This window comes from Shewanella waksmanii, from assembly GCF_043643685.1.
Taxonomy (GTDB): Bacteria; Pseudomonadota; Gammaproteobacteria; order Enterobacterales; family Shewanellaceae; genus Shewanella; species Shewanella waksmanii_A.
This window is the reverse complement of the sequence record NZ_JBHZSN010000004.1, coordinates 198,998-213,053: the sequence shown is the minus strand read 5'-3', so window position 1 is coordinate 213,053 and position 14,056 is coordinate 198,998. Positions and strand designations below refer to the sequence as shown.

Annotated in this window: 10 protein-coding genes; 5 read left to right on the top strand and 5 right to left on the bottom strand. The window is 45.8% G+C overall.

What is annotated here, in order from left to right; all coding sequences use genetic code 11:
* Positions 1-51 precede the first annotated feature (51 nt).
* Genes ACHUFW_RS07835 through hyaA form a run of 5 tightly spaced genes read right to left on the bottom strand, consistent with a single transcriptional unit; the run spans position 52 to position 5,892 of the window.
* Positions 52-1,806: a Kae1-like domain-containing protein gene (locus ACHUFW_RS07835; protein WP_394201994.1), complete on the bottom strand. Its 1,755-nt coding sequence runs from the start codon at positions 1,804-1,806 to the stop codon at positions 52-54.
* Positions 1,793-2,350, bottom strand: coding sequence for a HyaD/HybD family hydrogenase maturation endopeptidase (locus ACHUFW_RS07830; RefSeq protein WP_394201992.1), 558 nt, complete (start codon positions 2,348-2,350; stop codon positions 1,793-1,795). The genes ACHUFW_RS07835 and ACHUFW_RS07830 overlap by 14 nt, the downstream gene beginning before the upstream one ends.
* 12 nt (positions 2,351-2,362) lie before the next feature.
* Positions 2,363-3,034, bottom strand: a complete 672-nt coding sequence (gene cybH, locus ACHUFW_RS07825; RefSeq protein ID WP_394201991.1) for a Ni/Fe-hydrogenase, b-type cytochrome subunit — start codon at positions 3,032-3,034, stop codon at positions 2,363-2,365.
* Positions 3,035-3,044: 10 nt separating this feature from the next.
* Positions 3,045-4,751 carry a nickel-dependent hydrogenase large subunit gene (gene hyaB, locus ACHUFW_RS07820; protein WP_394201989.1) on the bottom strand — a complete coding sequence of 569 codons (1,707 nt, stop codon included), beginning with the start codon at positions 4,749-4,751 and terminating at the stop codon, positions 3,045-3,047.
* A 4-nt stretch (positions 4,752-4,755) separates the two neighbouring features.
* Positions 4,756-5,892: a nickel-dependent hydrogenase small subunit gene (gene hyaA, locus ACHUFW_RS07815; protein WP_394201988.1), complete on the bottom strand. Its 1,137-nt coding sequence runs from the start codon at positions 5,890-5,892 to the stop codon at positions 4,756-4,758.
* Positions 5,893-6,251: 359 nt separating this feature from the next.
* Between hyaA and ACHUFW_RS07810 the strand changes: the two genes are divergently transcribed.
* The 5 genes from ACHUFW_RS07810 to napA all read left to right on the top strand — a co-directional run bounded on the left by ACHUFW_RS07810 (position 6,252) and on the right by napA (position 14,046).
* Entirely contained in the window at positions 6,252-6,668 is a 417-nt protein-coding gene (locus ACHUFW_RS07810; protein ID WP_394201986.1) for a CBS domain-containing protein, read from the top strand.
* 141 nt (positions 6,669-6,809) lie between these two features.
* A complete protein-coding gene (gene hrpA, locus ACHUFW_RS07805; protein WP_394201984.1) occupies positions 6,810-10,691 on the top strand; it encodes an ATP-dependent RNA helicase HrpA in 3,882 nt (1,293 codons plus the stop codon).
* A 410-nt stretch (positions 10,692-11,101) separates the two neighbouring features.
* Positions 11,102-11,260, top strand: coding sequence for a periplasmic nitrate reductase, NapE protein (locus tag ACHUFW_RS07800; RefSeq protein WP_394201982.1), 159 nt, complete (start codon positions 11,102-11,104; stop codon positions 11,258-11,260).
* Between the two features lie 36 nt (positions 11,261-11,296).
* Positions 11,297-11,554: a chaperone NapD gene (locus ACHUFW_RS07795; protein WP_394201980.1), complete on the top strand. Its 258-nt coding sequence runs from the start codon at positions 11,297-11,299 to the stop codon at positions 11,552-11,554.
* Positions 11,555-11,556: 2 nt separating this feature from the next.
* Entirely contained in the window at positions 11,557-14,046 is a 2,490-nt protein-coding gene (napA, locus tag ACHUFW_RS07790; RefSeq protein WP_394202261.1) for a nitrate reductase catalytic subunit NapA, read from the top strand.
* The last annotated feature ends 10 nt before the right edge of the window (positions 14,047-14,056 follow it).

Below are 14,056 nucleotides of genomic sequence, written 5' to 3'. Positions count from 1 at the left end.
GTATTGATACGGGTCATTTTTAAGGCAATTGATAGCAATTAATTGATGATGTTACAGACGTCTTTTGTTCAACCTAAGGGCACCGATGGCATAATTGTTACCATCAATATCGAGTCGTTGGTTGGTGATGATCTTGAAGTTCTTACCGACCCTAAGTTGTACCCGCTGCGTTAAGGCGCTGTTTTGCCATTCATCGCCAAGTAGGGCAACGGCTTTAACCCCCACATTCTGATCTAAATGTTCAATCCAATTTGCCAAATAATCTGCGAAGGAGTCATGGATGCCAAAGGCCAATCTTTGCTGACAATTAGGGGTATCATCGGCAAGGCGAAAACTCATTAAGCTGCCTAGCATACGGCACCAATTCAAACTGCGGTGAGCTTCGCCTCGGGTTAAGGTAAAGTCCACCCGTGGCGCATTACTGCCGCGGTGGGCGAGGGCATTGGCAACCAGTGCATCACTGAGTTGGTCCACAGACAGCTGGGGCGTTTCTATGCCAAGAATAAGGGCGGCAACAGCGTGTAAACAGCGTAAGTTTTGGCGATTATCTGGCAGTTTTAAGTCAAGCAAACGCAAATAATCGTGGGGAAACTGCTGTTTAAATTTTAATAGCACTGTTTGTTGTGGGCTTTGCTCTAGTTGATGAAAAATCTCATACCCTGACTGTGGAAGTTTGGGCAAGGTGAAAAACAGTTGCTGCTGCTTTTTGCCATCTAGCGTCTGTATTTGTCCACCATGGTGCTCGCTAAAAAACACCATTGCTGCATGCTTCTCTATCTGATGTTCAATTAGCACGCTATTAAACGCGCAGCGTCCCATTTCGATATCACCTAAATTTTGTGTCTCCAGCGGCTTAGGTTGCTGCTCAACACTGACTTGATAGCGCTGTTGATGATGTTGACCTCGGTAAACGTAGCCACCGTGGCTGATAAGGCTGTTTTCATGTAATGCATCTAGTGAACTGGTGATGCTTAACGGGCTAAGATCAGAGTTAGGGTTACCTTGATTAACCGAGACCCATGCACCATTGATATAGGCCATGGGAGCCGGGCGCTGAGGTTCTATAATGTATACCCAGTCAATGCCTTGCTGCCTTAATAATTCAGCGATGATCACCAGTATGCGACTATTGGCAAAGCAAAGGTCATACAGGGGGAGATCAAGGCTAGGGTGGCGCTCAATGGCTCTGGCGGTAATATAAGGTTTCTCTATGCTTGATAGCGCCAAAACCTGCCTATCGTTCAGATGGAACTGGGCATTGATGGTATTGGGGTTGCACACCAGCAAGCTTGGCCGTGCGGTGACAGAGCTGGGTTTGAGTGACAAAACGATATCTTTGCCAAGGGTCAACTTGCCATGGGTGATTAGATGCTTAGCCATTGCCCTAAGATCGCTGGCACTGGCTGCAAGCGTGTCGCTATTAAGTCGCTTTTCGCCTTGGCAATGGGGACAGGGTAACGCTATGTTAGCAAAATCTGCATGTTGATTATCACCAAAGCGTGGCATGCACTCTTGGCAAAAAGCCAGCGCCATTGGCTCTACAGGTAACGGTGTTTTACTGCCTAGGCGCTGCTCAATCAGAGTGATACTTGAATCAACCAGCCAGGCCGATACTAAAAAGCGCTCAGCAATGTCGTCTGCCAGTTGCTCTAATTGTGCTTGCTCACCACTGGCTTCAATGAGGTAGCAGTTGTCGGTAAAAGAAACGGTGATGTCGACTTGTTTGGAGGTTAAATAGTGATTGCACAAATGTGCGTAAAGCGGCACTGGCCGCGAACAAACAAATTCAAACTTAACGATATTCATCAGCGGTGACTCCGCGCTTATAAGAACTTGGAATTAATGAATCAATGCTGATTTGATTCACGCGCTTATTATCAAAACCTAACGATGCAAGGTGGTTTAACAGTGTCTGCTCCATCAGAGGTACAGCTTTGGATACCCGCTCTGTTAAACCCAGTGTCATCGGTTCTAACACTGTTGGCGTACAACCAAGTACAAAAGTTTGTGGCCGATCGCCAACCAGTTCCATCATCATCAAGGTTTGCAGCATCTCCACTTCGTGGGCGCTACCTTGCCAATCGATTTCACTTGGGGCTTTGTCAAAATCAAAAAAATAAACTTCTCCTGGCTCAACGCCATGGGCGTTAACTGTGTCGACAACGATTAAATAGTCATATTGGCAAATAATAGGGATAAGCCCTTGGGCAAGGGTACCGCCATCCATCATGGTAAGCTGATGCTCTGGATGGCTAAAACGATAATTTTCATTGAGGTAATTAACAAAATGTACGCCGATACCTTCATCGGCGTACAAAACATTACCAATACCTAGTAACAGTATCTTCATGTGGACCTTTTATTAGTGCTTTTTTGGGTGGTAATCGTAGCCAGACACAATCGAATCAACCGAATTGTGCTTGAAGCGAATACCCGTCCAAACCGCCATATACACGTGGATAACCACGAAAATGATAAACACCCAAGTAAAGTAGTGGTGCCAAAGTCTAACTTGCGCCAAGCCACCCATTTGTGCGGTTATCCATGCCGCGCTGTTCCACAGCATGCCGCCAAGACCTTCGTGATATACATTGGCATAAAGCACTAAGCCTGTAATGCAGATTAGTGCAGCAATGACTGAAATCGCAAAGTAAGTCACGAACTGCAGTGGTCCATAGACGCCTTTTTTGTCTAAATGTCCCATCCACATGTAAGACTTAAGCTGAGTGATCCAGCTATTTATGTTGGTGACATCTTGAAAAGAGCGGCGTTCAATGTCGCTTTTGCTAAAAAAGAACAGGTAAGCTCTGGCTAAAGTAATGGCGCAGAGCAAGAAACCAAATACTTGATGAGCAAAGCGAATCCAACCCTGGACCAGCACATCTGAATTGCTAGGTGCCACTAAAAACGGCCAAGCAATGTAGAAGCCAGTCACCACTAATACCAATATGGCCAGTGCCCTTAGCCAATGGAAAATCCGGATCGCAGCACTGAAAATAAAGGCTCTCTCATAGGGTACATGTTGAGTATCCATGAGTTACTCCTTAACTGTTGCCGTTAGGGTCAATCTTAAATTCACTCAAAGACGCTCCTTTGTAATCCATCACATGTACCGAGCAGGCCATACAAGGATCAAATGAGTGAATGATACGAATGACTTCAAGCGGTTTAGTGGGATCTTCGAGCTTCAAACCCACTAATGAGGCTTCATAGGGCCCGACCTTGCCAGCATTGTCTACTGGACCGGCGTTCCAAGTGGTTGGTACCACGGCTTGGTAGTTCTCTACTTTACCGTTTTTGATACGGATCCAATGGCTTAGCATGCCTCGCGGTGCTTCAATCATCGCGTGGCCTACGTATTCGCGGTCAGGATCTAAATTGGGCGTGATATAAGTGCTGTCATCGACTTGGATGTTAGCAATCAAGGCGTCAAAGGTTTTTAGTCCTTCTTCTGCCACAATCACAGTTTGCAACATCCGCGCAGCGGTTCTGCCTAAGGTTGTGAATAGGGCTGCGACAGGTAAGCCAGTGACTGATAATAGCTCGTTAACCGCGTCAACCACCACCTTGTTACCTCTTGCGTAGCTAACAAGCAGACTAGACAGCGGGCCCACTTCAACGGGTTCACCGTTATAACGCGGGGATTTCACCCATGAGTACTTACCATCACCGTCTAAGGTTGGTAATTTGCCGTACACTGTATCGCGCTCAACAAAGCCGGTGTAGTTAGGTACTGTTGTACCATCATAGGGGTGTTGTGGGCCTTCGGCGTCATACCATGCATGGCTGACATCTTCTTTGATAAACTCCGGATTAAGATCAGCCACCTTGCTAAGATCGCCATCCATAATCACACCTTGGTCAAACATGTACTGACCGTCAGCTAGCACGAAATCATTGGTCGCTAGGAAGTTTTTAACGTTGACACCGCCTAAGACACTAGGCTCATTGCCATAGGCTTCAGCAGCCATAATAATGTCGGCTTTGTACGCTCGGTGAATAAAGTCGGTGACGATAGCGTGTTTTTGTTTCCACTCTTGCAACCTAGCCGGACTTAACATGTCACGTACTGATGTCACCCCGCCAACAACGAGCGATTGTGGATGGGGTTGTTTGCCACCAAAAATGGCTAACATTTCCGCTGCAACACGTTGTACTTCAAGGGCTTTAAGGTAGTGCGATAAAGCGATTAAGTTTTGCTCTGGTGTGAATTTGTAGGTACCGTTGCCCCAATATGCATTGGCAAATGGGCCTAATTTACCGGTTTCAACAAAGCCTTTAACGCGCTCTTGTACGGCTCTAAGTTCACCTTCGCCAGCGGCGATAGGGGTATCGCTATAACGCATAGCAACTTGTGCGGCCGCTGCTGGGTCAGCACTTAATGCTGATACTACATCTACCCAATCTAGGCCATGTAGATGATAGAAATGCACAATATGGTCATGCATGTACAGCGAAGTTTGCATCAGCGATCTGAGGTATTTGGCATTAAGTGGAATATCTATACCTAGGGCATTTTCCACCGCCTCTGTACCACAACGGTAATGGGAATAAGTACAAACACCACAAATACGTTGCACGATAAGGCCAACATCCATGGGCGTTCTGCCTTTTAGGATCACCTCGATACCACGCCAAAGCGTTGAAGAGGACCAAGCTTTTTGAATAACATTGTTATCATCAACTTCGACTTCAACACGCAAATGGCCTTCAATTCGGGTGATAGGATCGATTACGACACGTTTGCTCATTGACTTAGTTCTCCTCTGATTTAGCAAATACGCTAGCGACAGCATGGGCACCAATACCAATGGCGGTAGCCCCTAAAATGACAGCACCTATGGTGTCTGCCGTGGCATCAAGTCCATGAAGCAGCTGTCTGCCCAAAGGTTTTTCAAAGTCAGCCATATCATCCCAGAAGTTAGGCTCAGAGCAGCCCATACAGCCGTGACCGGCTAATACTGGCCAACTGGTGTGGTGATTAAAGCGTTCGGTTGGACAATTGTTGTAGGTATAAGGGCCTTTACAGCCCACTTTATAAAGGCAATAGCCTTCTTTGGCGCCATGGTCGCCAAAGGTTTCGACAAATTCGCCCGCATCAAAGCGACCACGACGTTCACAGTTGTCATGAACTCGTGCGCCATAAGCCCACTTAGGACGATTGAACATATCAAGGGCAGGTAATTTGCCAAACATAATGTAGTACATCAGGGTACCGACGATATTTTTCTCGCTTGGAGGGCAGCCACCAAGGTTAATCACGGTTTTGTTGACGACTTCAGCAACGCCTTTGGCCTCGGTTGGGTTAGGTGCTGCAGCTTGTACACCACCAAAAGAGGCGCAAGTACCAACGGAAATAATTGCAGCAGCACCATCAGCGGCGTGCTTGACGATTTCAAGTCCGGTGTGGCCTTTACAGCCCACGGTTAAAAAGGCGCCGTTGTTTGCGGTTGGAATCGCACCTTCTACCGCAAGCAAATAATTACCTTTGTAAGCTTCTAGTGCGTGCTCAAGGTTTTCTTCTGCCTGCCAACCGGAAGCGGCCATCAAGGTTTCGTGGTATTCCAGCGACACATGATCAAAGATCAGTGTGTCTAGATTAGGCGTATCCGCCCGTACTAATGATTCAGAACACCCAGTACACTCAGCCATATGTAGCCAGATGAGCGGAACTCGGTCGGCTAGCTCAGCAGCTTCGGCAACTAAGGTGCTAAAAGGGAGGGGGAGCGCAAGCATCGATGTGACGGCGGCGCTCCATTTCATAAAGTCACGACGTGAAATGCCATGTTGTTCCATTTTATCTTTAAGCGAATCAACATGACGTGGTTTCAAGCTACGCAGTTTCGCCAGGCGTGCTTGTCCCTGTTGGTATAGGGCTGCATGTGTGTCCATGGTTAAGCCTTTGTTATTTTATTGTTCAGAATTTGTTTTACTGCTCCACGTTTTAAAGTTTAAGCTCCAACTTCTGCGAGATTATTGACGTATATCAAGCTTTACAGCGCTTGTTATTTCGTACGGAATCTAACCACTATCAACATGAGCTAGATCATATTTTTTGAGCCAACTGAGACAAAATGTCGCAAATGCCACAAAAATGTTGCGCCAGATCACGTTAATGCGAGGGGCTAACTGGCTTAGACGATTAAAGTAATCGGATAAACTCTGTAGCAAATGTTAAAACTTGGTTTACACTCAAATAACAGAGGTTAAAAAATTAAACCTTTATAGAAGGTTATTGGGGAGGGTTTGCCATGGAATCGATTAAAGTAGTTGAACATATGGATCGTCATCCAGTGTTACTTGAAGCGAATATGAGCCTAGCGACAGCGGTAGATAAGTTGCTGCAAAACAAAAAACTCGGTGCACCAGTGATTGATAGCAGCGGGGCATTAGTTGGCTTTTTATCTCAGCAAGATTGCTTAGCCGTAATGCTAAAAAGTAGTTACCACTGTGATTTAGTGGCAACCGTCAGTGATTGTATGAAAACCGAAGTACTGACGGTGACCGTCGATGAAAGTGTGCTGCAATTAGCTGAGCAGATGTTGCAGAACAAGCCGAAGATTTATCCGGTATTAGACGGTCAAAAAGTGGTGGGCACTATCGACCGCACTGCAGTGCTGCAAGCCATTAATGTCTCGATGCAAGAGTGCTATTTAGCGCCAGTCTAGTTTCGACACTAGCCTAGCGATGAGGTAAGCGGTGTTGTATGTCGCTGGCGCTATACAGTTTGGCTGGCATTTGCTCAATTTGTCGTATCAAAAAACGCTGTTCCTTGGTAGGATCGGCGTTTTCGTTTTATTACCTGGGAAATGGATTTGAGTTCGCAACAGCATCCCCTCTCTAGAGCTTTCTTACACCAATGTTTTCAAGCCGATGCCTCTAGAATTCGCAGGCGTTTATATCGACTAAATAAACAGCCTGATAGTGAAGAAAAAACAGCGGCATTAGCAAAGCTGGCAGAGCAAGCCGTGCAATCGAAACAAAAGGTTGCGTTGCGGCATCAAAACCGTCCTCAAATTAGCTATCCTGAAGCATTACCTATTTCACAAAAGCGTGACGAAATCGCTGCAGCAATTGCCGCCAATCAGGTCGTGATTGTGGCTGGTGAAACCGGCTCAGGTAAAACCACTCAGTTACCTAAGATCTGTTTAGAGTTGGGCTTAGGTACACGTGGACTGATTGGTCATACACAACCAAGACGACTTGCCGCGAGAAGTGTGGCAACACGGGTGGCCGAAGAGCTTAATTCACCACTGGGTGAGGCGGTGGGCTTTAAAGTTCGTTTCGCCGATGCCATCAAACCTGAGTCATACATCAAGTTGATGACTGACGGGATCCTGTTGGCAGAGCTGACCTCAGATAAATTTCTCGACCAATATGACACCATTATTATCGATGAGGCCCACGAGCGTAGCCTAAACATCGATTTCATATTGGGTTATTTAAAAAATGTACTGAAAAAACGACCTGATTTAAAAGTCATTATTACCTCTGCGACCATCGATTTAGCCCGTTTCTCGAAGCATTTTAATGATGCACCGGTCATCGAGGTCAGTGGCCGTACCTATCCGGTTGAAACCCGCTATCGCCCATTAATGCGCGAAGAAGATGAAGACCTAGATCTAACCGAAGGTATCTTTGCCGCGGTTGAAGAGCTGATGGCGGAAGGCCCAGGCGACATTCTTATTTTCATGAATGGTGAGCGGGAAATTCGTGATGTGGCCGAGCAACTCAATAGACAACAATATCGTGATACCGAGGTATTACCTTTGTATGCGCGCCTGTCTTATGGTGAGCAGTCTAAGGTATTTAAATCCCATCGTGGTCGGCGGATTGTGTTGGCAACTAACGTTGCAGAAACCTCATTAACCGTGCCCGGCATTCGCTATGTGATTGATCCCGGTACCGCTAGGATCAGCCGATATAGTTACCGCACTAAGGTGCAACGCTTGCCGATAGAGCCAGTTTCTCAGGCCAGTGCTAATCAGCGTCAAGGACGTTGTGGCCGTGTGGGTCCGGGGATCTGTATTCGCCTGTACGCAGAAGATGATTTTAATAGCCGTCCAGAATTTACCGATCCTGAGATCCTGCGTACAAACTTAGCCTCAGTCATTTTGCAGATGTTATCGATTGGGCTGGGTGATATTGCTGCGTTTCCGTTTATCCAGCCACCCGATCAGCGTTATATCAAAGATGGTTTTTTACTGCTCGAAGAGCTGCAATCGGTACAAAAAAATAAGGGCCGCTTGCAGCTAACTCCTATGGGGCGACAGCTCGCCAGTATCCCAGTGGATCCGCGATTGGCGCGAATGGTGATTCAAGCCCACGAATATGGCTGCTTGCATGAAGTGCTAGTTATTGTGGCTGGTTTATCTATTCAAGATCCCCGCGAACGTCCGATGGACAAGAAGCAGGCCAGTGATGAAGCCCATAAGCGCTTTGTCGATAAGCACTCTGACTTTTTGTCGTGGGTTAACTTGTGGGAGCACATCAAAGCCAGTCAAAAGCAGCATAGTGCCAGCCAGTTTAGAAAGTTGTGTAAAAAAGAGTTCCTTGCTTATTTACGAGTAAGAGAGTGGCAAGATTTATATATGCAGCTCAAGCAAGCAGTGCACGATCTAAAATGGAAGCTTAACAGTGAACCCGCTGACTATGAATTGTTACATAAGTCATTGTTAACTGGATTGTTAAGCCATATTGGTTTTAAAGATAAAGACAATGAGTATTTAGGTGCAAGAAACCGCCGTTTTTACGTGTTTCCAGGCTCACCGTTAGCTAAAAAAGGCCCTAAGTGGATCATGGCGGCGGAGCTAACCGAAACCTCACGCTTGTTTGCGCGCTATTGTGCCAAAATCCAGCCTGAATGGATTGAGCCCATGGCACAACACTTGGTGAAACGCAGCTACGCTGAGCCTCATTTTGAAGCAAAACAGGGCAGTGTTGTGGCGTTGGAAAATCAAGTGCTTTATGGCCTTACTGTGGTGAATCGTCGCCGAGTGCAATATGGCCCTATTGATGCGCAAGAAGCGCGTAGTATCTTTATTCGCAGCGCACTCGCTGTGGGTGAATTACGCACCAATGAAGCCTTTTTTGTAAACAATCGAAAACTGGTTGAAGATATTGAAGCGCTAGAGCACAAATCCCGCCGCCGCGATATTCTGGTTGATGAACAAGCGCTGGTGGATTTTTATGAACCACGCATTCCCGAGGGGATTTATAACGCGCCCAAGTTGATGAGTTGGTGGAAAAAGACCAAACGCAAGCAACCCAACTTATTAGATTTTGATCGCGAGACCTTGATGCAGCGCGGGGATGAGCACATCTCGGCGTTGGATTTTCCTGATAATTGGCACCAAGGAAATTTGGTGTTGCCGGTAAGCTATCATTTTGAGCCGGGCAGTGATGATGACGGGGTGTCGGTGCATTTACCGGTCGCTTTGTTAAATCAGGTTGATAATCAAGGTTTCGATTGGTTAGTGCCGGGGCTACGGGAAGAAAAATGCATCGCGTTAATTAAATCATTGCCGAAAACGTTACGACGTAACTTTGTCCCAGCGCCAGATTACGCTAAAGCCTGTTTACAAGCGATGAACGATCAAAGTGTGCCGATGCTTGATGCGATGTGTAAGCAGCTATTACGCATGAGTGGAGTGCGGATCAGTAGTGAAGATTTTGATACCAGCCAACTGACACAACATTTAAAGATTAATTTTAAAGTTGAGAACGACAAAGGCAAGCTACTTGGGCAATCGCGAGATCTTGATTACTTGAAAGATACCCTACAAGGCCAAGTGACCCAAGCGATTCGTAATGTTGCCAAGACCGGTATTGAGCAAGAGCAAATTACCGAATGGAGTTTTGGCGATTTACCAAGCCAATATGAGCAACGTAAAGGCCAATTTGAAGTCAAAGCATTCCCTGCCTTGGTGGACAATAAAACCAGCGTGGCGATTAAGCTGTTTGATGATCAAAATGAAGCAAAACGGGTGCACCGTGCCGGATTACAACGATTATTACTGATTAATATTCCCTCGCCAGTGAAGCATTTGCAGCAATCGTTGCCCAACAAAGCAAAGTTGGCGATGTACTTTAACCCGTTTGGACAAATCAACGTACTTATCGATGATATTCTGTCCGCAGCGGTGCAACAGCTACTTGATGAGAAACAGTTGGATGTGAGAAACGAAGCGCAGTTTATTGAAGCTAAAGACTGGGTGCGTCAGGAGTTGAACCCGACAGCTGCAAACATAGCGCTTAAAGTTGAAGCTATATTGACCTTATACCAAAAGGTGAAAAAGCGCCTTAAGGGTAAGATCAGTTTAGATATCGCTTTTGCCATGAGCGATATTCAAACGCAATTAGATAACTTGGTATTTAAAGGCTTCGTTGAAGCCTGTGGCTGGCAACGACTGGATGATCTTAAACGTTATCTAACGGCGATTGACACCCGTTTAGATAAATTACCTATCGATCCTAATCGCGATAGGTTGCACATGCACAGCATCAATAACGTGCAAACTTTGCTGGATAATCAGTTAGCTAAAATACCTCGAACTGCGACGATTCCAACGGCACTGTTAGATGCGCGCTGGATGATAGAAGAGTATCGGGTATCTTGCTTTGCCCAAGTACTAGGGACTGCTTATCCTATCTCAGAAAAACGCATTATTAATCGTATGCAAGAAGCCTAAATGGATTGATGATGTTATTTGCATACCTCTTTTTAGGAGGTATGCAAATTTTGCCCTCTACCTCTAACGGTATATTTTACCCATCCCTGCTTGTCTGTTGTTCAAAAATCCACCTATATTTGACAGTAATTTAGTTAATCATGAATAGCTAAATTATTAATCTTGTTTAGTTCTTAATCGTCTATTATGGTTTATATGGGTGATCTAGATATAAATCGTTGAAAAAGCATGATCTGGATCAACCGAATATTAGGATTACCGATTTTGGGGTATACATAATGTTAACAGTCCGTTGATATCATATTGTCAAAGGATAAGCCTTGGCTAATTTAGTGCGCATTTCTTAGCTGAGGTTCTCACGGGATTTATCACAACACATTGAAACTATTGCTCGACTCGCTGGAGGATGCATGAGTTCAACATCAAACGAAGAGAAAAGTCTGGAGTTAAAAATTTTCATATTTTTAACGGTTTTTCTTGCGCCATTGCTGTCGGCACTTTTGGTATCAGGTTTAGGGTTTGCTATTTGGTTTAGCCAAATCTTAACTGGACCACCAGGTGCCGGATAATACAGATAAATAACTAATAATTAGAGTAAATAAATAATGAGCAATGAACTTCACGTAACCAGTCTAGTGGTGCAAGTCCAGCCTGAGCAGATGGCTCAAGTGCGACAGGCAATCATGAAAATGGAAAAAGCAGACTTATCAGTGAATAACGAAGTCAAATTGGTGGTGGTGTTAGAGGGAAGCAGCCAAAAAGAGTTAATGGATGGAATTGAAACCATTAATCGTCTGCCGGGTGTGCTTTCAGCAGCCATGGTTTACCACCAAAGTGAAGTGCTTGAAGAGGGTGAAATATGAAGATGAACAGACGTGAGTTTATGAAAGCCAATGCTGCGATGACAGCAGCATCGGTTGCTGGCCTAGCGCTTCCAGCGACAGCAAGCAATCTAATCACAAGCTCTGAAGAAACAAAACTTGAGTGGAACAAAGCGCCTTGTCGATTCTGTGGTACTGGTTGTTCAGTCATTGTGGCCACCCGTGATGGCAAAGTGGTCGCAACTCACGGCGATGCTGAAAGTGAAGTTAACAAAGGTCTTAACTGTATTAAGGGCTACTTCCTTTCAAAAATTATGTACGGTAAAGACCGTCTGCAAACACCTATGCTGCGTATGACCAATGGTAAATATGACAAGCACGGTGAATTCACCCCCATTAGCTGGGATCAAGCTTTTGATACCATGGCTGAAAAATGGAAAAAAACCATTAAGGCGAAAGGGCCTACCGCTATCGGTATGTTTGGTTCAGGGCAATGGACCGTGTGGGAAGGTTACGCTGCATCAAAATTAATGAAAGCTGGTTTTGGTTCAAACAACATTGACCCTAACGCACGTCACTGTATGGCGTCCGCCGTGGGTGGCTTTATGCGTACCTTTGGTATTGATGAGCCAATGGGTTGTTATGACGATATGGAAGCCGCTGATGCATTTGTGCTTTGGGGCTCAAACATGGCCGAGATGCATCCAATTCTGTGGACCCGTGTTACTGACCGTCGTCTTAGTGCACCGCATGTTCGCGTTAACGTATTATCGACCTTCGAACATCGCTCATTTGACCTTGCTGATTCGGGCATGATTTTCACGCCAAATACCGATTTAGCCATTCTAAACTTCATCGCCAATTACATTATTGCCAATGACAAAGTGAATTGGGATTTCGTTAACAAGCATGTCAATTTCCGCCGTGGTGAGACCGATATCGGTTATGGTTTGCGTCCAAGCCATCCATTGCAAAAGAAAGCCAAACACGTCGATACTGCCGGCAAGTCTTATCCGATGGAGTTTGAAGAGTTTAAGAAGTTTGTGGCTGATTATGATGTTGAATCGGTCAGTAAGCTTTCAGGTGTGCCAGAAGATAAGCTAATTGCTCTGGCTGAAACCTATGCTAACCCAGAAACAAAAGTGACTTCTTTCTGGACCATGGGGGTTAACCAGCATACCCGTGGTGTGTGGTGTAACAACCTGATTTATAACATCCATCTACTAACTGGTAAGATTTCAACACCGGGTAACAGTCCATTCTCGCTAACGGGTCAGCCATCAGCATGTGGTACGGCACGTGAGGTAGGGACTTTTGCACACCGACTACCGGCAGATATGGTGGTGGCTAATCCGAAGCATCGTGCTAAAGCTGAGAAAATCTGGAAGATTCCTGCAGGTGTGATCCCGCCAAAGCCTGGTTACCATGCTGTTGAACAAAACCGTCGTTTGAAAGATGGTGATATTAACGCCTATTGGGTGCAGGTGAATAACAACATGCAAGCTGCGCCAAACATGAACGAAGAAGGATTACCAGGTTACCGTAACCCCGATAACTTCATTGTGGTGTCAGATGCTTACCCAACAGTGACCACTCAAGCCGCTGACTTGATTCTGCCAACAGCAATGTGGGTAGAAAAAGAGGGCGCTTACGGTAATGCTGAGCGACGTACTCAGTTCTGGCACCAGATGGTCAAAGCGCCAGGTGAGTCAAAATCTGACTTATGGCAGTTGATGGAATTCTCTAAGCGTTTCACCACCGATGAGGTTTGGCCAAAAGAAGTGCTTGCGGCTAACCCACAGTATAAGGGTAAGACCTTGTTTGAAGTGCTGTATGAAAATGGCAACGTTAATCAATTCCCATTATCTGACATGGATGAGCAATACATGAATGACGAGGCCAACCATTATGGCTTCTATATTCAGAAGGGCTTATTTGAAGAGTATGCGGCATTTGGTCGAGGTAAAGCGCATGATTTAGCGCCGTTTGATACCTATCATGAAGTGCACGGTCTGCGCTGGCCTGTCGTAGACGGTAAAGAAACCAAGTGGCGTTACCGTGAAGGTGCTGACCCGTATGTGAAACCAGGTAAAGGTTTCGAGTTTTACGGTAAGCCAGATGGCCGTGCAATTATCTTTGCCTTGCCTTATGAAGCACCACCTGAGTCGCCAGATGAAGAATACGATATGTGGCTATCAACGGGCCGCGTCCTTGAGCATTGGCATTCAGGTTCAATGACTCAACGTGTGCCAGAGCTTTATAAGGCCTTCCCAGATGCGGTGTGTTTTATGCACCCAGAAGATGCCAAGAAGCGTGGCTTACGCCGTGGTGATGAAGTGAAAGTGATTTCTCGCCGTGGTGAAATTAAAACCCGTGTAGAAACCCGTGGTCGTAATAAACCACCGGTGGGTCTAGTCTTTGTGCCTTGGTTTGACGCGAGTCAGTTAATTAACAAAGTGACACTGGATGCAACTGATCCATTGTCAAAGCAAACTGACTTTAAGAAGTGCGCCATCAAAGTGGTTAAGGCATAAGGGGAATGAC